The sequence below is a fragment of the Pannonibacter anstelovis genome (genome assembly GCF_036881715.1).
Taxonomy (GTDB): Bacteria; Pseudomonadota; Alphaproteobacteria; order Rhizobiales; family Stappiaceae; genus Pannonibacter; species Pannonibacter anstelovis.
In genome coordinates this window covers 202,177-222,848 of sequence record NZ_JBAKBF010000005.1, presented here as the reverse complement: position 1 = coordinate 222,848, position 20,672 = coordinate 202,177, and the positions used below count along the sequence as shown (strand labels likewise).

19 protein-coding genes are annotated in these 20,672 nt (G+C 62.7%); 10 read left to right on the top strand and 9 right to left on the bottom strand.

The window, feature by feature from the left end; genetic code table 11:
• Positions 1–54: 54 nt before the first annotated feature.
• Positions 55–243 (top strand): hypothetical protein, encoded by a 189-nt coding sequence (locus tag V6L75_RS10360; protein WP_334251438.1) that lies wholly within the window; start codon positions 55–57, stop codon positions 241–243.
• A 95-nt stretch (positions 244–338) separates the two neighbouring features.
• Here V6L75_RS10360 and ilvD read toward each other — a convergent pair whose 3' ends face one another.
• From ilvD to V6L75_RS10345, 3 genes are all read right to left on the bottom strand, one after another.
• A complete protein-coding gene (gene ilvD, locus V6L75_RS10355; RefSeq protein ID WP_334251437.1) occupies positions 339–2,201 on the bottom strand; it encodes a dihydroxy-acid dehydratase in 1,863 nt (620 codons plus the stop codon).
• A 207-nt stretch (positions 2,202–2,408) separates the two neighbouring features.
• A complete protein-coding gene (locus V6L75_RS10350) occupies positions 2,409–3,509 on the bottom strand; it encodes an alkene reductase (protein ID WP_334251436.1) in 1,101 nt (366 codons plus the stop codon).
• Positions 3,510–3,604: 95 nt separating this feature from the next.
• Positions 3,605–4,237 (bottom strand): TetR/AcrR family transcriptional regulator, encoded by a 633-nt coding sequence (locus tag V6L75_RS10345; RefSeq protein WP_334251434.1) that lies wholly within the window; start codon positions 4,235–4,237, stop codon positions 3,605–3,607.
• Positions 4,238–4,336: 99 nt separating this feature from the next.
• Between V6L75_RS10345 and V6L75_RS10340 the strand changes: the two genes are divergently transcribed.
• Both V6L75_RS10340 and V6L75_RS10335 read left to right on the top strand, forming a co-directional pair.
• On the top strand, positions 4,337–5,353 hold the full coding sequence (locus V6L75_RS10340) for an LLM class flavin-dependent oxidoreductase (RefSeq protein WP_334251433.1): 1,017 nt from the start codon (positions 4,337–4,339) through the stop codon (positions 5,351–5,353).
• A 63-nt stretch (positions 5,354–5,416) separates the two neighbouring features.
• The gene (locus V6L75_RS10335; RefSeq protein ID WP_334251432.1) at positions 5,417–6,019 is read left to right on the top strand and encodes a hypothetical protein; all 603 of its coding nucleotides are present in this window, start codon (positions 5,417–5,419) and stop codon (positions 6,017–6,019) included.
• 9 nt (positions 6,020–6,028) lie between these two features.
• On the opposite strand, the gene V6L75_RS10330 is transcribed toward V6L75_RS10335, so the two are convergent.
• Entirely contained in the window at positions 6,029–6,511 is a 483-nt protein-coding gene (locus V6L75_RS10330) for a MarR family winged helix-turn-helix transcriptional regulator (RefSeq protein ID WP_334251431.1), read from the bottom strand.
• 124 nt (positions 6,512–6,635) lie between these two features.
• Here V6L75_RS10330 and V6L75_RS10325 point away from each other — a divergent pair, with 124 nt between their 5' ends.
• Together V6L75_RS10325 and V6L75_RS10320 are read left to right on the top strand one after the other, a co-directional pair.
• The gene (locus V6L75_RS10325; protein ID WP_334251430.1) at positions 6,636–7,061 is read left to right on the top strand and encodes an organic hydroperoxide resistance protein; all 426 of its coding nucleotides are present in this window, start codon (positions 6,636–6,638) and stop codon (positions 7,059–7,061) included.
• Between the two features lie 122 nt (positions 7,062–7,183).
• The gene (locus V6L75_RS10320) at positions 7,184–8,389 is read left to right on the top strand and encodes a lytic murein transglycosylase (RefSeq protein ID WP_425498744.1); all 1,206 of its coding nucleotides are present in this window, start codon (positions 7,184–7,186) and stop codon (positions 8,387–8,389) included.
• A 71-nt stretch (positions 8,390–8,460) separates the two neighbouring features.
• On the opposite strand, the gene V6L75_RS10315 is transcribed toward V6L75_RS10320, so the two are convergent.
• From V6L75_RS10315 to V6L75_RS10295, 5 genes are all read right to left on the bottom strand, one after another.
• On the bottom strand, positions 8,461–9,510 hold the full coding sequence (locus V6L75_RS10315) for a hypothetical protein (RefSeq protein WP_334251429.1): 1,050 nt from the start codon (positions 9,508–9,510) through the stop codon (positions 8,461–8,463).
• Positions 9,511–9,925: 415 nt separating this feature from the next.
• Positions 9,926–10,693 (bottom strand): SDR family NAD(P)-dependent oxidoreductase, encoded by a 768-nt coding sequence (locus V6L75_RS10310; RefSeq protein WP_334251428.1) that lies wholly within the window; start codon positions 10,691–10,693, stop codon positions 9,926–9,928.
• 292 nt (positions 10,694–10,985) lie between these two features.
• A complete protein-coding gene (locus tag V6L75_RS10305; RefSeq protein WP_334251427.1) occupies positions 10,986–11,810 on the bottom strand; it encodes an MBL fold metallo-hydrolase in 825 nt (274 codons plus the stop codon).
• 11 nt (positions 11,811–11,821) lie between these two features.
• Complete coding sequence (locus tag V6L75_RS10300) at positions 11,822–12,280, bottom strand: cyclic nucleotide-binding domain-containing protein (RefSeq protein ID WP_334251426.1); 459 nt, start codon at positions 12,278–12,280, stop codon at positions 11,822–11,824.
• A 42-nt stretch (positions 12,281–12,322) separates the two neighbouring features.
• The gene (locus V6L75_RS10295) at positions 12,323–14,923 is read right to left on the bottom strand and encodes an ABC transporter transmembrane domain-containing protein (protein WP_334251425.1); all 2,601 of its coding nucleotides are present in this window, start codon (positions 14,921–14,923) and stop codon (positions 12,323–12,325) included.
• 234 nt (positions 14,924–15,157) lie between these two features.
• Between V6L75_RS10295 and V6L75_RS10290 the strand changes: the two genes are divergently transcribed.
• Genes V6L75_RS10290 through V6L75_RS10270 form a run of 5 tightly spaced genes read left to right on the top strand, consistent with a single transcriptional unit; the run spans position 15,158 to position 20,671 of the window.
• Entirely contained in the window at positions 15,158–16,372 is a 1,215-nt protein-coding gene (locus tag V6L75_RS10290; RefSeq protein WP_334251424.1) for a glycosyltransferase family protein, read from the top strand.
• A gap of 36 nt (positions 16,373–16,408) precedes the next feature.
• Complete coding sequence (locus V6L75_RS10285) at positions 16,409–17,629, top strand: glycosyltransferase family 4 protein (protein WP_334251423.1); 1,221 nt, start codon at positions 16,409–16,411, stop codon at positions 17,627–17,629.
• A gap of 5 nt (positions 17,630–17,634) precedes the next feature.
• Entirely contained in the window at positions 17,635–18,744 is a 1,110-nt protein-coding gene (locus V6L75_RS10280; RefSeq protein WP_334251422.1) for a glycosyltransferase family 4 protein, read from the top strand.
• Positions 18,744–19,916, top strand: coding sequence for a glycosyltransferase family protein (locus V6L75_RS10275; protein ID WP_334251421.1), 1,173 nt, complete (start codon positions 18,744–18,746; stop codon positions 19,914–19,916). The genes V6L75_RS10280 and V6L75_RS10275 overlap by 1 nt, the downstream gene beginning before the upstream one ends.
• Positions 19,913–20,671 carry a polysaccharide deacetylase family protein gene (locus V6L75_RS10270; RefSeq protein WP_334251420.1) on the top strand — a complete coding sequence of 253 codons (759 nt, stop codon included), beginning with the start codon at positions 19,913–19,915 and terminating at the stop codon, positions 20,669–20,671. Before V6L75_RS10275 ends, V6L75_RS10270 begins: the two co-directional genes overlap by 4 nt.
• Position 20,672: the final 1 nt, after the last annotated feature.

The window sequence follows — 20,672 nt, the reverse complement described above, 5'->3', positions numbered from 1 at the left end:
CGCATCAGAGAAACAGCTGCTTACAAGCCCTGCAGGAAACGGCGGAAGCCCCCCATGCAACGCAACTCGCTTATTGAATTGATGAGCATGATCGCCGGCTTCGTCGGCGGTGTCGTCATTTCCTACATTTTCGGCTGGAGCCTGTTGTTCGGCATGCTTGTGACCGTGAGCCTCGCCGTTTTTGGCGATTGGCTCTATGGTCGCAAGACACGGGAGCGCGAGGCACGCAGCCGCCGTAACTAAGCAATCGTCTGTGCGTGCGAAACCGCATCAAGGCAGGAAAATACAAAAGCCGCCGGCAAGACACCGGCGGCTTTGTCATTCGTATCGTTCGCTGCTCACTTGCGGGTCAGCTGATCCACATCACGCACGGCGCCGCGGGCGGCGGAGGTGGTGAGGGCGGCATAGGCCTTGAGGGCTGCCGAGACCTTGCGGGTGCGCGGCTTTTCCGGCTTCCAGGCATCAGCGCCCTTAGCTTCCATCTTGGCGCGGCGCTCAGCCAGCACTTCGTCGCTCACATCCACGCGGATGATACGGTTCGGGATGTCGATGACGATCGGATCGCCATGCTCCACCAGACCGATCGCGCCGCCCTCCGCCGCTTCCGGGGAAGCGTGGCCGATGGACAGGCCCGAGGTGCCGCCGGAGAAGCGGCCATCGGTGATGAGCGCGCAGGCCTTGCCGAGGCCCTTGGACTTCAGGTAGCTCGTCGGATAGAGCATTTCCTGCATACCGGGGCCACCCTTCGGGCCTTCGTAGCGGATGACCACCACATCGCCTGCCTTGACCTTGCCGGTGAGAATGTCGCTCACCGCCTGATCCTGGCTTTCGCAGATATAAGCCGGGCCGGAGAACTTCAGGATGCTCTCGTCCACGCCCGCCGTCTTCACGATGCAGCCATCCAGCGCGATGTTGCCGAAGAGCACGGCAAGGCCGCCATCCTTGGAGAAGGCGTGTTCGGCCGAGCGGATGACGCCAGTCTTGCGGTCGGTATCAACGCCTTGCTCATAGCGGCGCGACTGGGAGAAGGCTTCCTGCGTCGGCACGCCGCCAGGCGCTGCGGAGTAGAAAGTGTGCACGGCTTCGCTTGTGGTGCGCACCACGTCCCAGCGGTCGAGGGCATCCTTCATGCTGGCAGCATGAACGACCGGCAGCGAGGTGTCGATGAGGCCTGCGCGGTCCAGCTCACCCAGGATGCCCATGATGCCGCCGGCGCGGTGCACGTCTTCCATGTGCACATCCGGCACGGAAGGCGCGACCTTGCAGAGCACCGGCACGCGGCGCGACAGGCGGTCGATATCGGCCATGGTGAAGTTCACCTCGCCCTCATAGGCGGCGGCCAGCAGGTGCAGCACCGTGTTGGTGGACCCGCCCATGGCGATGTCCAGCGTCATAGCGTTTTCAAAGGCCTTGAACGAGGCGATGCTGCGCGGCAGCACGCTTTCGTCGTCCTGCTCGTAGTAGCGGCGGGCAAGATCAACGATCAGGTGGCCGGCTTCCACGAACAGGCGCTTGCGGTCGGCGTGGGTGGCCAGCGTCGAGCCATTGCCCGGCAGGGCAAGGCCCAGCGCTTCGGTGAGGCAGTTCATCGAATTGGCGGTGAACATGCCCGAGCAGGAACCGCAGGTGGGGCATGCGGAGCGCTCGATCACCTTCACGTCCTCTTCGGACACGCGGTCATCGGCAGCTGCCACCATGGCATCCACCAGATCCAGAGCCTTGGTGGTGCCGTCAGCCAGCACCGCCTTGCCCGCTTCCATCGGGCCGCCGGAGACGAAGACCACCGGGATGTTGAGGCGCATGGCGGCCATCAGCATGCCAGGCGTGATCTTGTCGCAGTTGGAAATGCAGACCAGCGCATCGGCGCAATGGGCATTGACCATATACTCGACCGCATCGGCGATGATCTCGCGCGAGGGCAGCGAATAGAGCATGCCGTCGTGGCCCATGGCGATGCCGTCATCCACTGCGATGGTATTGAATTCCTTGGCGACACCGCCAGCCTTCTCGACTTCGCGGGCGACAAGCTGGCCAAGGTCCTTCAGGTGCACATGGCCCGGAACGAACTGGGTGAAGGAGTTGGCAATGGCGATGATCGGCTTGCCGAAATCGCCGTCCTTCATGCCCGTGGCGCGCCACAGGCCGCGTGCGCCGGCCATGTTGCGGCCATGGGTAGAGGTTCTGGAACGATAGGCGGGCATCTGGAAACTCCCTGGGGTTATCCTGCTGGCGGCCTCTTTGTCCGCCTCACGCTTGCTGCGTGCTTCAAATGTAGGGTTTGGCAGTTTTTTCGGGAGAGCGAAAGGGCGGAAAGCCCAAAAAGAGTACGCTCCGGTACGGTTCCTTGCTGCAGAACCGCCCGGAGCGCAATTTCACGCCATTTTGATGTTGTTGAAGCCCCTCAGGCTTCAGGCGGCAGCGCTGCCCTCAAGGGCCGGATAGTCCGTGTAGCCCTTGGCGCCGCCGCCATAGAGGGTGTCGCGGTCCAGCTCGTTGAGCGGGGCGTCACGGCGCAGGCGCTCCACCAGATCCGGGTTGGCAATGAAGGGACGGCCGAAGGCGACCATGTCCGCACGGCCGCTTTCAACCGCCTCGATGGCGCTCGCCCGGTCATAGCCGTTGTTGGCGATGTAGATGCCGTTGAACCGGGCGCGCAGGGCGCCGATATCCTCACCCGGCTTCAGCTCGCGCGTGCCGCCGGTCTGGCCTTCCACCATGTGCAGGTAGGCAAGGCCGTAGCCGTTGAGAATGTCCACAGCGCGGGAGAAAGTCTCGACCGGGTTGTCATCATGAATATCATTGGCATTGGAGAAGGGGCTGAGGCGCACACCCACCCGGTCCGCGCCGATGGCATCCACCACCGCGTCCATGACTTCCTTAAGGAAACGGGTGCGGTTTTCCAGGCTGCCGCCATAGGCGTCCGTGCGGGTGTTGGAGCCGGTGCGCAGGAACTGGTCGATGAGATAGCCGTTGGCCGCGTGGATCTCGACGCCGTCGAACCCAGCAGCAATCGCGTTGCGGGAAGCCTTCACATAGTCGGCAACGATACCGGCAATCTCGGAGGTCTCCAGCGCGCGGGGCTGCGGCGTGTCGACAAAGCCGTTGCCGTCATAGACCTTGGACTGGGCGGCAATGGCGGACGGGGCAACCGGCGCGGCGCCACCCGGCTGCAGAACGTTGTGCGAAATGCGGCCCACATGCCAGAGCTGGATCACGATCTTGCCGCCCTTGGCATGCACGGCATCCGTCACCTTCTTCCAGCCTTCCACCTGCGCATCCGAATAGATTCCCGGCGTCCAGGCATAGCCCTTGCCCTGCGGGCTGATCTGCGAGGCTTCGGTGATGATCAGGCCGGCGCTGGCACGCTGGGCGTAATACTCCACGTGAATGTCATAGGGCGTGTCGTCTTCGGCGCGGGCGCGGTTGCGGGTCAGCGGCGCCATGGCAATGCGGTTCGCCAGCTTCATGCTGCCAGCCTGAACGGGTGAGAAAAGCTTTGCATCAGTCATGGATCATTCCTTCTTCCGGGGTGTTTTCAGCCCTTTCTGGATCAATCAGTCCATAATTGGGCGGGGTTTGGATCTAGTGATGTGTGGGATGGTCTCTAGGCGGGTATGGCCTGCGGCGGAGCCAGAAGCCGGGCAAGCCCTTCATCCAGCGCCGAGGAGATATAAGCCTCATCCAGGCCGGACTTGCGCAAGGTCAGCGTACCGATGGCGAGCGCAGCCAGCGCCCTTGCCCTGCCCCGCAGAGCTTCCGGCCCGTTTTCATCCAGCGCTTCGGCAATGATCGCCTCAATCCGCTCCAGATGCCGGCGGCCGAGAGCGGCCACCTCTTCATTCTGGGGTGCGAGCTCGGTAATGCAATTGACCAGCAGGCAGCCATGCTTGCCGCCGGATGGATCCGCCAGCGCCCGCAGCATGGCGGACACCGCCTCTGCCCGGTGCGCATGGGGCGCATCGCCGATGGATTTCAGCGTCTCGAGCGCCGTTGCCGAGTAGCGCCGCAGGGCGGCCAGCAGCACATCCTGCTTGGAGCCAAAGGCTGCATAAAGTGACGAACGGCTGATGCCCATCGCCTGTGTCAGATCATCCAGCGAAGTCGCCTCGAAGCCCTGACGGCGGAACAGTTCCAGCGCCGCACGCAGAACCTCGCCCTCGTCATAGGAACGCGGGCGGCCCGGACCAGCAGTTGATCCGGCTGCAGAGAGGCGTGGTTCGGCAGTCTTTTTCGTCATGGCCTTGAATATGGACTGCTCAGTCCGTAATTCAAGGGGGACACGAACAGGTCATCGCGCCTGTCCACCCTTTGCACTGCAAACAGCACGGAGGCGCATATGCTGCCCTACAGCATGCTGGATCTTTCCCCCATTCCCGAAGGCTCGTCGGCGCGCGATGCACTGGCCAGCACTTTGGACCTTGCGCGCCATGCGGAAGACCTCGGCTTCACCCGCTACTGGCTGGCCGAGCATCACAACATGCCCGGCATCGCCAGCGCGGCGACGGCCATCGTCATCGGTCAGGTGGCCAATGCGACGAAGCGCATCCGGGTCGGGTCCGGCGGCATCATGCTGCCGAACCACGCCCCTCTTGTCGTGGCCGAGCAGTTCGGCACGCTGGCAACCTTCTTCCCCGGCCGCATCGACCTCGGCCTTGGCCGGGCACCCGGCACCGACATGGGCACCGCCCGCGCCCTGCGCCGCACGCTGCAGGCTTCGGACGATTTTCCCGCCGATGTTGAAGAGCTGATCGGCTATCTCTCTCCTGCCCAGCCCGGCGCCAATGTACGGGCCATACCCGGAGAGGGCACTGAAGTTCCGGTCTGGATCCTTGGCTCAAGCCTTTATGGTGCGCAGCTCGCCGCCCATTTCGGCCTGCCCTATGCCTTTGCCTCGCATTTCGCCCCGCAGGCGCTGGATCAGGCGGTCACCATCTACCGCAGCCGCTTCCAGCCGTCCCGCCATCTTGAGCGCCCGCATTTCATGCTGGCGGTGAATGCCTTTGCCGGGGAGGATGACGCGGAAGGCGCCTATCTGCGCACGTCCATGCAGCAGGCCTTTGCCAACCTGCGCAGCGGCCGGCCCGGCCCCCTGCCCCGGCCTGTCGGGAACATCCATACGGTGCTCGATCCGCAGATGCTGGCCATGGTGGAGATGGCGCTCTCCTGCAGCGTCACCGGCGGGCCGGAAACCATCCGCAGCCAGCTTGCCAGCCTGATCGAGCGCTACCAGCCGGACGAGATCATGTTCAACGGCAACATCCACGACCCCGCTGCCCGCAAGGCCTCCTTCACCCGCACAGTTGAGGCCCTGAAGGATGTGACGGGAGCGATGTCTCCTCAGGCTGCCGTGTAAAAATCCGGCCATAGTGGGCGCCTGGGTCTGGAATGTGCTAGGCTAAAGCCAAGGAGTTCCTGCATGCCAGTTGCCCGTGCCCTGTTCCCTGTCTTCTGTCTCGCCGCCGCTCTGACGGCGGGACATGTGCTGCCTGCGGCCGCTCAAGGACTGGACATGGCGTGTGATGCCTCGGCGCGGGAGTTTGCCAATGCCCATGCGGGCGGCGGGCGCGACATGATGAGCAGCATTCTGGAAGGCGCCATGAATGGCACTGTAGCGGGCGGTGCGTGGGCTGGCCCCTCAGGCGCAGAGCGCGGCGCCCATGCTGGCGCGGCCCTTGGCGTACTCGGCACCATGGCGCAGAACCCGCGCATCTGGCAGGCGCTCTACGACAGCGCCTACCGCACCTGCCTGACACAAAGATACAGCTCACCGGCTTACGGCGTGCCTGCCTATGGCCTGCCCTCTTACGGCGCTCCCTCTTACGTTGCTCCGGCACAGGGGGTGCAGATGCCATCCCCGCCGCAACAGGCTCTCCCCCAGCAGCCGCCTGCGCCGTCCGTGCCCCTGGAAGAGTTTCAGTCCTCGGGCGGGCCCTGCGGCTCCAGCGCCAGCTACCGCAAATTTGCGCCCGGCACACAGCCCTCGTCCTTTAGCGCAAGATCCGGCGGCAATTGCCGTTAGACCCAGAACTCAGCCCGTGAGGCTGGCCGTGGCTTTTTCCAGCGCCTGCTGAAGCTCGCCAAGCCTGCGCTTCAGGTCGCGGATTTCCGCAAGATCCAGCCCGGCTGCCCCGCCAAGGCATTCCGGGATCGCCTGCCCGGCCTTGCGCATATCGGCACCCTTGTCCGTCAGTTTCACCCGCACCTGCCGCTCATCGGCAGGGTCGCGGCGGCGGGCAACGAGCTCCATGGTCTCAAGCCGCTTCACCAGCGGCGTCAGGGTGTTGGATTCAAGCCCCAGCCGCTGGCCAAGACCGCCGACCGTCTGGTCGTCCTCTTCCCAAAGCACCATCATCACCAGAAACTGCGGATAGGTGAGACCCAGTCCTTCCAACAGCGGCTTGTAGGCACGGTTAAAGGCATGGCTGACCGAGTAGACGGAGAAGCACAGCAGATCCCCAAGCGTCAGCGGGCCAGAGGCGGCACCTTCGGGGGAACAGGTGGATGGGGTCATGGGTTACTCCTTCAGGAGAAGAATTTAATTCGCGCACGATTAAATCGCAATGCTTGACAGATGACCTCAACCATCATATCTATCTTTTGCGATTAAATCGCACACGATACAAAAGGAGACCGAAATGCCCGTGAACGTTCTGTACACCACCGCAGCCCGCGCCACCGGTGGCCGTGACGGCTCCGCCGAGACTCTCGACGGCACCTTCAAGGTCAACCTTTCCACCCCGAAGGAACTGGGCGGCGCAGGCGGTGATGCAGCCAACCCGGAAAAGCTGTTTGCCGCCGGCTACTCCGCCTGTTTCCTTGGCGCCATGAAGTTCGTGGGCGGCCAGACGGGCGTGAAGGTTCCGGCTGACACCACGGTCACGGCAACGGTGGGCATCGGCCCGCGTTCGGAAGGTGGCTTCGGCCTTGAAGTGTCCCTCGCCGTTTCCCTGCCGGGCCTGCCGCAGGAACAGGCTCAGAAGCTGATCGAGGAAGCCCATCAGGTCTGCCCCTATTCCAACGCCACCCGCAACAACATCGACGTCAAGCTGTCGCTCGCCTGAGCGAAAGCAATTTCTGACGGACTGGCGGCAGGAGCAATCCTGCCGCCTTCCTTTTGCAGGCGGTTGACGGCTTCCCCCTGACGGGCCACCCTCTCGCAACCTTGGAGAGACGGAGTCGCCCGATGAAAGCCCTTTCCCGCAGCAGTCTCATCCGTACGGCTGCGCTCGCCCTTATGACAGGCCTTGCCGCCACGCCCGCCCTCGCCGCGCAGACGCAATGCGGTGGAGACTTCAAAGCCTTTCTCGCAGGCGTGGAGCAGGAAGCGGTGGCTAGCGGCGTCCCCCAGGGCATCGCCGAACGGGCATTGGCAAACGCCCGGATCGACAAGAAAGTCCTCTCGCGTGACCGTGGGCAGGCTGTCTTCAAGCAGACCTTCATCGAATTCTCTGCCCGTTCTGTCAGCTCTGCGCGCCTGCAGCACGGCGCCAACAACATGAAAAAATATGCGCAGGTCTTTGCCCGCGCCGAAGCGGAGTATGGCGTTCCAGCTGCTGTCATCACGGCCTTCTGGGGGCTTGAGACCGATTTCGGCGCCGTGCAGGGCGACTTCAACACCTTCAACGCCCTCGCCACCATGGCCCATGACTGCCGCCGCCCGCATCTGTTCCGCCCGCAGCTGATTGCCGCCCTGCATATGGTGGCGCATGGCGACCTTGACCCGGCAACCACCACTGGCGCATGGGCAGGCGAAATCGGGCAGGTACAGATGCTGCCGGAGGATATCATCCGCTATGGCGTCGATGGTGACGGCGACAACCACGTCAATCTCAAGACCTCCGCACCGGATGCCATTCTGACGGCCGCACATTTCATCCAGTCGCTCGGCTGGCAGCGCGGCCAGCCCTGGCTCATCGAAGTGGAAACTCCGGCCAATCTCCCGTGGGAAGAAAGCAGTCTCGACAAGACCAAGCCCGTCTCCGAATGGGCAGGCCTTGGCATAAGGGCCCGCGGTGGCACGCTGCCTGCCGGTGCCTTGCCCGCATCTCTCATTCTGCCGCAGGGGCGCAAGGGACCGGCCTTTCTCGCCTTTCCGAATTTCGGCATTTACCTGAAATGGAACCAGTCCTTCATCTACACGACCAGCGCCGCCTATTTTGCCACGCGCCTTGCCGGTGCGCCGGTACTGGCCAAGACCTCGCCCGAGCCGGGTCTTGATGATGCAGGCATGCGCGCGCTTCAAACCAAGCTGCAGGCCCGCGGCCATGATGTGGGCAAGATCGACGGCATCCTCGGCTCCGGCACCCGCCGCGCCGTCCAGACAGAACAGCAGCGCCTCGGCATCCCCGCCGACGGCTGGCCGACACCGGCCTTGCTGCAGAGTCTCTGAGGGAAAGAACAACGAGAAAGGCCCGGAACCGTATGGCTCCGGGCCTTTCTCTTTCACTCGCCAGGAAGTGCTTACTTCCAGCTCTGATGATCGGCAGCTGTGCAGCCGTAGGGCGCGCGGTCGTTGCCGAAACGGGCCTTCAGCTGATCACAGCCCCAGCGGTTGAGCGGAGCGGGCATCATGTTGTTGATCTCCATGCCCGGCTGCTGGAAGGCGGTGGGCGAACTGGTCACGTACCAGACCCAGAAACCGGCGGCACCGACGATCATGAGCAGGATGATGCCCAGAAAGGCCTTCACACCGCGCATCACCACCTGACCGGCCGACGGAGCCGGAGGGCCGGACATCGCCTCCGCTGCAGTGCCTTCGCTGGCCGGCACATCAAGACCTGCCAGCGGATGCAGCGCAGTCTGCCGTTCTTCCTCCGTCATCTCGATACGGGTCAACTGATCGTCCAGAAGCACCGGCAGCGCCGAATTGCCATGGCGCACGGCAAGAGCCACCGCATGGCCCTTTTGCTGGCCGACGATCATCGGCAACTGGCCATTTTCCAGCTTCGTATGGGTAACGCGGCCTGTCTTGTCCTCGGCAAGGCTGTCCGTATAGGTGATGTAGAGGCCGTCCTTCTTGCTTTCAAAGCCGGTTACCTGGACAGGAATTTCCTTCAGGACTGCAGGATTGCGCAAGCGCTTCTGCACACCAAGGGCGCGGATGTACTGGAACATGGTGTAGAAGCAGAGGCCGAACATCAGCAGGCAGAAGCTGCCGAGCGTCAGGACGCGATTCCACAGCTTGTCGAGACCGAGCGTCAGCGTCGCAAGCTCAGGATTGTCACGGGAGATGACGATGCCCGTCTCATAATCCCCCATGTGAATGTCGAGGAACATGATCCGCACTTCGCTCTGATAGGTCTGCCCTTCAAAGGCATAGGCAACCTCAGCCTCACAGTCGGTGAAAACGCCGCGCCGGGTGGTGCACTGGCCGTTGCGCACGTCCCCCTCCACTTCCACCGGATTGAAGCTGATGCGGATGTCCCGCCAGAGATCCGGTCCCTCCCTGACAAGAAGGAAGATGCTGAGAGCCAGCATGATGGGCACTGCCCAAAAAACCGCCTTGGGCATGGAGATAACGTCCCCTTTGAGGGAGAGGGGGCGCACGGGTAAATCAAGCAGTCGGGGTGCCATGAGACCTCTTTCTTGCAACTAGCAGGAGATATCCTGGGAGTTTTAGGAAGATCCAAAGTCCAAAACTGGCATCTAAATCACAAAGTTCCCCTTTGAATGAGATGAGAGCTTATTTTCTGAAAAAACGAGAAACCCCTGTGGAAAACAACAAAAGCGCTGCACAGATCTATTCTTTAGAACTGCACAAAAAAGAACAGGCGCCATCCATTTGCATGGAGAGGCGCCTGCTATACTGCCCCAAGGGGATCAACGACATGCGGGCATCAACCACCTCGCCCGCCGTTCTCCGGCAAAGTTCTCAAGCTTTGCGGCGGCTCGAAAGCCGCCCGGCCGGACTGTGCAGAAACCGGCCTTATCGCGGGGCCATGCGAATGGCGCCATCGAGACGGATCGTCTCGCCGTTGAGCATTTCATTTTCGCAGATGGCCTTCACCAGCTGGGCATATTCGGCGGCCTTGCCGAGGCGCGAGGGGAATGGCACCTGCTCGCCCAGTGACTTCTGCACGTCTTCCGGCAAGCCAAGAAGCATCGGCGTTTCAAAGATGCCGGGGGCGATGGTCATGACACGGATGCCCGACTTCGACAGGTCACGGGCGATCGGCAGGGTCATACCTGCGATTCCCGCCTTGGACGCCGCATAGGCCACCTGCCCCACCTGTCCATCAAAGGCTGCGACAGAGGCGGTGGAAACGATGACGCCGCGTTCGCCGTCTGCGGTCAGCGGGTCCTGTGCCGACATGGCGGTGGCCGCGTGGGCGATGCAGCGGAAAGTGCCCGAGAGATTGACCGCAATCACCTTCTCGAACAGCTCCAGCGAATGCGGCTCGCCACGCGAGGTGGTCTTGGCGGCAGGGGCAATACCGGCACAATTGACGAGAATGCGCTCCACGCCGTGCGCGGCACGCGCGGTGGCAAAGCCGGCCTTGACGCTCTCCTCATTCGTCACATCCACGCTGATGAACAGTCCGCCAATCTCACTGGCAACCGCTTCCCCCTGCTCCGCATTGCGGTCGAACAGAGCCACTTTCACGCCGCTGGCAGCCAAAAGCCGGGCCGTGGCGGCCCCAAGGCCTGATGCACCACCGGTAACAACGGCCGCAATGGCGGATGAGAGTTGCATGAGTTCCTCCTGTTCACACTCTTGACCAAGCCAATGATTTATATTGGCTTTTATGCACTCATTGACGAACGCGTCACATGCAGGGGACTCTGCGCCGAAAGTCGGAGGCGGTCAAGCCAGGCAGCCTTCGGCGAAAGAGGGGATGGCACACATAAACGCCCGCGCCGAGGGTCTGATGCGAGCCGGTGCGGCGGCCGGGCAAATTCAAGACACGATGCACCAGCTTGTCAGCGCCTTGAAGTGACATGATGCATCGGCCATGCCCCGCCATTCATCTGCCGGCATGCGCCCCTCAAGGCCGCAGAATCATGCCTTCCATGGCGGTCAGACAGCCCGGATAGGCGGCACTTGCAGCAGCGGCAATCGTGTCCATATCGCCGTCCACACGGCGGGGATCGTGGTGGAAGAGGACGGGCGTCTTCACCCCGGCCTTCTGCGACAGCTCCACCGCCTTCTGCCATGTGGAATGGCCCCAGCCGCGATAGGTGGGATATTCCTCGTCCGTGAACATGGCGTCGTAGATCATCACGTCCGTACCAGCGACAAAGCGTTCCACATTGGCGTCGATCCCGGGATCGCCATGCTCGTGGTCGGTGATGATGCAGATCGACTTGCCCTGGAAATCGAAGCGGTAACCACAGGCGCCGCCCGGATGATTGAGGCGGATGGTGCGGATCGACAGGCCATCATTGCGCGGCAGATTTTCACCGGCGCGGAAGCTTCGGAAGGTCACGGCCTTCAGCGTGTTGGCGGCCACGGGGAAGATCGGGGGGGACATGATCCGGCAAATGATGTCGGTCAAGTCCGTTTCATCCTGAAAGTGGCCAGCCCAGGCATTGATGGTGAAAGCCGGATCATAGGCAGGCTTGAAGAAGGGCAGACCGCAGATGTGATCGAGATGGGTGTGAGTGAAGAGCAGGTCAAAGGACCGGCTGCCCTGCATGCACAGTTCGGCACCAAGCTTGCGCGCACCCGAGCCGCAGTCGACCAGAACGAGAGCATCCCCCGCCCTCAGTTCAAAACAGGTCGTCTCACCGCCATACTTCAAGGTGCCAGCCCCAGGAGTGGGTGTGGAACCACGCACGCCCCAGCACCGGAGCCAGAAATCTTCCGCCACGCGGCCTCTCCCTATGCTGCCGCTTCACCAGACCTGGCAGCAGCCAGGTCGCGGGTCGTGCGCTCAAGACGCTGGGCCAGAGTTCTCATCACTTCCAATGACATATCAGGAAATTCTTTCAAAAGTTTCAGGAAATCGTCCTTGCTGACAGACAGCACGTCCATGTCGGTTCTGGCGACCAGCGTTGCGGTTCGCGGCACATCGCAGAGAATGGCAATCTCGCCGACGATGGAATGCTGGCGGGCGATGGCAACGGTCTGGTCCTGGCCGTTACTGTGCACCCGCACATCCGCTTCTCCCTTCAGAATGATGAAGGCCGTATCGCCCTCCTCTCCCTGCTCGCACAGATGCTCTCCCGGCTGAAAGCCGATCCGGTCACTGATAAATGCCAGAAGCCGCAATTTGGTTTCATCGATGCCCCGGAACAGGGGCACCTTGCGCAGGGCGTCGACTTCCAGATCGAGAGACACGGCCAACCTCCATTACACCATTACTTGCAGCCAGAGCTTGTTTCAGGCTTGTTCTTCCCTGTTGTCCTGCCGGACGGTCCGGCCCTGATCCATGATCACGGCCTGATCGAATTCCGAGGCTATGTCAGCATGCGCCGTTCCAAACAGCACCGTACGGCCCGCAAGGATCTCCCGCAATATGCGGCGCAACTGTTTGTCATCTTCGCCAGGACCTGCGGCAACATCGTCGAGAATAGTGACAGGCGCATTTTTCAGCAGGCCCCTGACAAGCGCAAGCTTGCGGCGCTGGCCGGCGGACAGGCGCGAGCCGCTGACGCCCACATGATAGTCAAAGCCGGTGAAGATGATCGGCTCGCGCAGGCCCTCCTCCTCCACAACCTGCCGCACCAGCGCGTCGATCCGCTGGCGCGCGTCGCGCCGGTCCAGACGGGCACGGCCGAAGAGCAGGTTGTCCTCAATACTGAGCGGTGGCAGATAGACGGCCGGGTCAACCGCGATGAAATTCCGGCTGCCGTCCACCACCTTGTGCCGGAAGTCGCGCCGGGCCTCGACCACCTTCGTGCGCATGTCCTCGTCCAGAACACCCAGGCGGTGGCGGGCGGGAACGAGGCGGAAGGCCAGCGTCACGAGACGTGCCCGGTCGGCTGGCGTGATCGTATTCTTCAGCGCTTCAGACCGGAAAGCCCGCACGATCCTGTCGAACTCGGGCAGATCATCCTGCGTGATGAAGGAATAGGTGCTGAGCAGGCCTGAATCGCCACTGACATTGGCAAAAAGCTCGACCATCGTCTCGGCAATGCGCAGGCCCAGCAGCTCGAGCTTTGTCTCCAATCCGGTCTCGGACAGAAACTGCTTCACCTCCGGCATGGAGGGCATCTGATCCATCATCACATTGGGATCAGACGGCACCGCAAAGAACAGGTTCTCGGCAAGGGAAGCGTTCTGGTTGAAGGAATTGGCGTCCCACAGGTCCACCAGGGCGGCAATACGGCCATCTTCGTGAATACGTTCGGCGATCCGGCTACGGACAGCCAGAATACGCTCGGCAAAGCCCGGATCGCGTGCCGGATCAAAGCGGGACTGGAGGCCAAGACGGTAGATGTCGCCCTCCATGCCGGCCGCAGACAGCAACGCCAGCGCCAGCACGTCAAGATCTTCCCGGGATGCAACGCCCGCAGCCCGCAGATCTTCCCAGGTGGCGTGAATATCATGCAGCGGATTGCGGGTTTCGCGTGCCTCACGCATCGCCCGCAAGAAGCTGTCGAGGTCCTTGCCCGAGCGCTGCACCTCGTTCTGTGGCCGGTGCTTCAGCCCGTAATACAGATTGTCACGGATGGTGCCGGTCCAGATGTGCACCGCGCCGCCCACATAGGCGATTTCCCGGCCGAGGGTTGCTTCACCCAGGCGCTCCAGGTCATGGCCGCCAATCTCCACCCGTCCTGAGGCCGGACTAACCAGTCCTGCCGCCAATTGCAGCACCTCCGAGCGGCCTGAGCCATCACCGCCAACAATGGCGCAATGGGTGCCTTCCGGCACGTCCAGGGAAACGCCAAGAACCTCCTGCCCTGCCGCGCCGCCAGAGAAGGTGACATTGTGCATCTCGAGTGCACCTGCAAGGGTGGTGCGCTCATCTCCCACCAGCCTCTCGACCGGATAGATGTCAGCGGTGTCGAAGTTTTCCACAACGGTCTGGTATTTCACCTGCACATCGGCGACCAGCTGATAATAGGCCAGCAGTTCCTTCCAGGGTCCGGCCAGATCCTTGTAGGCGGCAATCACCGCCAGCAGGGCACCGATGCTGAGATTACCCTGAATGACCAGATAACCGCCGATCAGATAGAAGAAGAATGGCGTCAGCTGGTTCATGAAATTATTCACGAACTTGATGAAGTACTTCCGGTTGTAGATCTCGTATCGGATCTTGAAATTTTCGTAGAGCCGGTCGGCAATATCGGCCGAATGAAGTGCCGAAGTATCATTGGCGTGAATTTCATGAACGCCCGTAATGGCTTCCCCGAGCTTGTCGGAAATGACGCGAACGTTCTTCACGCGCTGCCGCGACAGAAGCACGACCTTTTTCTGAAGCTTCGGAATGATATAGGCCTGCAGCGGATAGGAGCTGACGGCAGCAAGGCCCAGCAGCGGGTCCTGCATGAAGATGAAGCCCACCTGCACCACCAGAAGGCCGCCCTGGTAGGCTGGCAGCGCAATGGCGTCGCCGACAAACCCGCCCACATCTTCCACCTCGGCGGTGATCATGGGAATGATTTCACCTGAGCTCACCTTCCGGAAGTGCGGCAGGCGGAATCTCAGCACACGTTGAAAAAGCTCGAAGCGCAGGCGGCGCAGCATGCGTTCGCCCAGCCGCCCCTTGTAAACATTGATCCAGAGCTTCAGCCCGTTGCTGACAACGACGAGGGCAAGAAACGTGATGCAGAGCAGGAAAAGGTAGGAGATCTGATCAAACTCAAATCCCTGAATTTCCCTCGGAAAACCATCACCCTGCACAGCATCGTTGACGATCTGTTTTGGCAGTTCCAGCAGGATGTAGCTGACCGGATAAGACAGTACCGTCAGAAAGAGGATGAAGAGCTGTTGCCGCGCACTGAACTTCCAGATGAAGCGAAAAAGGCTTTTTTCCATAGTGAAGTCCAGTCTGGCGAAACTGCGGCCATCCTTGTACTGGTATGACGTTGCCAGTTAACTCGCAACGCCGGATATGCCATAGAGGCAGAAAGTTTTTCTGATCCGCCCCAAAACTGCCGGAATTCAAGAGAGCAAAGGCGCAGGACGGAAAGGGATCGGCTTCAGGCCGGAGCGGTTTACGCTCGGGAGAGCCGCGACAGAGACACACGACGGGGCACCACGCGGGGGCACATGAAGTCCGAATCGCCACGAATCCTGATCTACAGCCATGACTCCTTTGGTCTTGGCCATCTGCGCCGGTGCCGTGCCATTGCGCAGTCACTGGTCGGCAAGTTTGATACGCTGTCGGTCCTGATTCTTTCCGGCTCGCCGATTATCGGCAGCTTCGAATTCCGTTCGCGGGTGGATTTTGTACGCATTCCCGGCGTCATCAAGCTGCGCAACGGGGAATACACGTCCCTGTCGCTGCATCTCAACATCGACCACACGCTGGAGATCCGCTCCTCCATCATCGAGCACACGGCACAGGTCTTTGCCCCCGACATCTTCATCGTCGACAAGGAGCCTCTCGGCCTGCGCGGTGAGGTGCTGGGCACGCTGGAAATGCTGAAAGAAACCGGTACCCGGCTGGTTCTGGGTCTGCGCGACGTGATGGATGACCCGCATATCCTGCAGCAGGAATGGGAGCGCAAGAACGTGCATCCCGCACTGGAGGATCTTTATGACGAGTTGTGGGTCTATGGCCCGGAGGGCATGTGCGATCCGCTGGCAGGGATAGACCTGCCGCAATCCGTCTTCGACAAGATGCTCTACACCGGCTTTCTGCGCCGCGAAATGCCCAAGGGCGCCAAGCTGACGGAGCCCCTCCCCTTTGGCGAGGAACCCTTCATTCTGGTCACGCCCGGCGGCGGTGGTGACGGAGTGGAGATGGTGGACTGGGTGATGCGGGCATATGAATCGCACGGACGGCCGCTGTTTCCAGCTCTGATCGTGCTTGGCCCCTTCATGCCGGCGGCGGCAGTGTCGGATTTCATGGCACGGGCGGAGCATCTGCGCGACGTGCATATCATGCGCTTCACCCCGCAGATCGAGCCCTACCTTCAGGCAGCAACGGCAATCGTCGGCATGGGCGGCTACAACACGTTCTGCGAGATCCTGTCCTTCGACAAGCCGACCCTGCTGGTGCCGCGCATCATCCCGCGCCGGGAGCAGGCGATCCGCGCCGCTCAGGCCGAGGAAAAGGGACTGCTGACGGTGCTGCCGATCGAGCGCTATCCGCAAGTTGAGCCCATGCTGGACGCCCTGGCGGCTCTGCCCGGCCGCGCCCGGCCCTCCATGGCGGGAGTGGACAACCTTCTTAGCGGCATCGAGGTGATAGAGACACGCGTGGAGGAAATCCTGTCCGCCCGCCCCCGCTTCCAGCAGCAGCGCCGCTCCGCCGTCTGAGCGCGCCCTTTCAGATCAAGACCAGAGGCTTCTCCCATGTCCCGCATTGCTGTTGTCGTGAAAGGCTATCCGCGCCTGTCGGAAACCTTCATCGCACAGGAAATCCTCGGGCTGGAGCGCCGGGGCATCGGCCAACTGATTGTGGCGCTGCGAAAGCCCTACGACCCCTTCATTCACGAGCTGCACCGGCAGATCAGTGCCGAAGTGCTGTATCTGCCGGAATATCTGAAAGACGATCCGAAGCGCGTTGCCCGCGCCCGCCGCTGGGCGGAGCAGCAGCCCACTTATGCCGCAGCCCGCGCCCTGTTCGAAGCTGATCTGAAGCATGAGAGCAATGCAGGCCGGCACCGGCGCTGGGGTCAGGCCTGCGTCTTTGCCCATGAGTTGCCGGAAGACGTGACGTGGATCCACACCCACTATCTGCACACGCCCTGTTCGGTGGCGCGTTATGCGGCGCATCTGTCCGGGCGCGGCTGGTCTTTCTCGGCCCACGCCAAGGACATCTGGACAAGCCCCGAATGGGAGCTGCGCACAAAGCTTGATGATGCCGCATGGGGCGTGACCTGCACCTCGGTCAATGTTGACTATCTGCGCAGCCTCTCGGCCGATCCTGCCAAGGTGGAGCTGGTCTATCACGGGCTGGACTTCACCGGTTTTCCCGAACCCTCTGGCCGCCCCTCCACCCGTGACGGCAGCGGCGAGCCGGTGCGGCTTCTGTCCGTTGGCCGGGCCGTGGCGAAGAAGGGCTATGACGATCTTCTGGCCGCCCTCGCCCGCCTGCCGCAAGGGCTCAACTGGCATTTCACCCATATCGGCGGCGGCGAATTGTCCGAGAGCCTCAAGGCGCAGGCGGACAAGCTCGGCCTTTCCCCCCGTATCACCTGGATGGGCGCCCGCCCGCGTGAGGAGGTGATTGCTGCCTCCCTTGACGCCGACCTGTTTGTCCTTCCTTCCAAGGTAACGAAAAGCGGTGACCGGGACGGCCTGCCCAACGTGCTGATGGAGGCCCAGTCGATGGGCCTGTGCTGCCTGTCCACCGCCGTTTCCGCCATTCCGGAGCTGATCGACAACGGCGCAACGGGCATTCTGGTGCCCCCGGCAGATCCTGCGGCGCTGGCAGAGGCGATGGCCCGGCTGATCACGGCACCCGCCCTGCGTGATGAACTGGGCCTTGCCGCCTCGCGCAAGGTGCGGGCCGAATTTGCCACCGCGCCAGGACTGGACCGGCTGGCGGTGAAGTTCAGGGCACTGGTCTGACCGGAATGCGCACCGCCTTCTATGCGCCTATGAAGCCTGCCGATGATCCGGTGCCCTCCGGCGACCGGACCTTTGCGCAGCTCATCCTGCGGGCGCTGGAAGCGGGCGGCCATGACACCCGCGTGGCCAGCAGACTGAAGACATGGCGCGCCGCACCGGAAGACCTGCCGCAGGCTCATGCGGCGGCACAGGTGGAGGCCGAGCGGATCACCGGCGGTTGGGAAGCGGATGGCTGGCGCCCGGATGTGTGGGTGACCTATCACCTCTACCACAAGGCCCCGGACTGGATCGGGCCTGCGGTGGCGGACCATTTCGCGATCCCCTATGTGGTGCTGGAAGCCAGCCGTGCGCCCAAGCGTCAGACCGGCCCCTGGGCATATGGGTTTGCCGCCGCCGATGCGGCGCTTCAGCGCGCTGATGCGGTGGGTGCGATCCACCGGGCCGATGCGGGCTGCCTTGAGCCGGTGCTGCCGCCGGATGTGCTGCATCTCTTCCCGCCGTTTCTCGACGCAACGCCGTTTCTGAAACCGCGCCCGTCCCGGCCCGGAGAAGGCCCGGTGCGGCTGCTGGCGGTGGGAATGATGCGCCCCGGTGACAAGGAGGCCTCCTACCGGGTGCTGGCCGAGGCGCTGGCGCAAGTGATGGACCTCGACTGGGAGCTGACCCTCGTTGGTGATGGATCTTCCCGCGAAAGTCTGACGCCGCTGTTTCCCGCCGACCGCTGCCGCTTTGCAGGAGCCCTGCCGCCGGAAGCGCTGCCGCAGCAGTATCTCTGCCACGATGTATTCGTCTGGCCAGCCATCCGCGAAGCGTTCGGCTTTGTCTTTCTGGAAGCGCAGGCAAGCGGGCTGGCCGTTGCGGGCGGCGCCACCTTTGGGGTGCCGGATATTGTCGAGGATGGCCTGACCGGGCTTCTGTCATCCGAAGGCGATGCAGGCGCCCTCGCCGCCAGCCTGCGCCGTCTGATCCTGGACCGGCGCCTCCGCACTGCCATGGGAGAGGCTGCCCGCGCCCGTATTCTCGCCCGGCATGATCTCGGCGCGGGCGCATCCCGTCTCGATGCCCTTCTCCATGCAGCGCAAAAGCACTATCTGGGTGTGAGGACGAGACTTTGATGACCAGCACATCCACACGCCCCCTGCACGCCTTCATCCATGTTCAGCACCTCCTCGGCACCGGTCATGCGGTACGGGCGGCCGCCATCGGGCAGGCGCTGGCAGCACGCGGCGTGGACGTGACGCTGGCGACCGGCAACATTCTGCCGCCGACGCTGGATGTCTCCGGCCTCACCGTCATCGAACTGCCGCCGGTGCGCAGCCCCGATGCAGTGTTCAACCGGCTGGTGACGCCGGAGGGCGTTGACATTGACGAGGCATGGATGGCCAACCGGGCAGAGGCCACGATGACTGCCTTCAAGTCCCGGCCTGTCGATATCCTCCTCACCGAAACCTACCCCTTCGGCCGCCGCCAGTTCGAGTTCGAGCTGGCACCGCTCTTGGCTCATGCTCGCGCATTGCCACGGCGGCCCCTGACCGCCAGTTCCATCCGCGACATTCTGGTGCGCAAGCAGCAGCTCTGGAAAGAAGAGTGGATGGCGGATCAGGCGCTGGCCTCCTATGACCGGGTGCTGGTCCATTCCGATCCGGACTTCGTGGAGCTGGGAGACAGCTTCCCCTTCGCGGACCGCATAGCCCATCTGGTGCGCTACACCGGCTATGTCAGCACGGACGGGCGGCCAGAGGCGCCCGGCGAAGATGGCCGGGACGAGGTGATCCTCTCCTGCGGTGGCGGCGCTGTTTCTGCTGCTCTCATTGAAGCGGCCCTTGGTGCCCGCGCCCTGTCGGCACGCGCAGGTGATGCGCGCTGGCGGCTTCTGGTGGGCCATGACGTAGAGGCGGAGGCTTTCGCCTCTTATGTGGCACGCGCACCGCAAGGCATGATCGTGGAGCGGGCACGCCGGGATTTCCCGAACCTTCTCGCCCGCGCAAGGCTATCTGTCAGTCAGGCTGGCTACAACACGGTGCTGGATATCCTGCGGGCGGGCGTGCCCAGCGTGCTTGTGCCGTTTGCACAGGTGAAGGAAACCGAGCAGACCCAGCGTGCCGAGGCGCTGGCAGGGCACCGCCGGGCTGTCATGCTGGCCGAGAAGGACCTTTCTGCCGCCACACTTGCCCGGGCGGTGGATGAGGCCTTGTCCCTGCCCGCCAATGCCACCTCCGTTCGCCTTGGCGGCGCGGAGGCGAGCGCCGCCATTCTCCTCAAGGATCTGGAAGAGTTCCGCACATGACGATTGAGCTCGCCGCGTTCCGGGACAGCCTCAGGGCACATCTCGACTGGTTTGCGGAGCGGGACCGGAAGGTGCGGTTCTGGTGGCGCGATGATGATGCCATCGAGCCGACGCCGGCGCTGGAAGCTATCCTAACCCTCGCCCGCGCTCACAAGGTGCAGGTGGCCCTGGCCGTGATACCCCGGACGGCGACGCAGGCGCTTGCCCAGCGGCTGGCGGAGGATCCCCATGCGGTGGTGCTGCAGCATGGCTGGCAGCATCTCAACCACCAGCTCAAGGATCTGGGCGAAAAGGCATCCGAATTCGGCACGCGCAGGGCCGAGGCAGAAGCGTTGACAGAGCTGAAAGCCGGATACGAGAGGCTTGGCCAGCTGTTCGGGCCGCGCTTTGTGCCTGCCATGGTGCCGCCCTGGAACCGGATCGCTCCCGGCATCATCCGCCGCCTGCCCGAAGCCGGACTGACTGGTCTCTCGACCTTCACATGGCACTATCACGGCCCGCACGTGGTGCAGGCCCATGTGGACATCATCAAGTGGAAGAAGGACCGGCGCTTCATCGGCTGGAAGAGTGCGAGGAACCGGCTCGACCTGCAGTTTTTACGCCGCCGCAACACGGACAGGGAACCGCTGGGGATTCTCACCCATCACCTCGTTCACGACGAGGGATGTCAGGCGTTTCTTGAGGAATTTCTAGCCATCGCTGCGCATCACCCCGGTGCAGACTGGCCAGACGTGCCTGAGCTTTTCCGCGAATAAG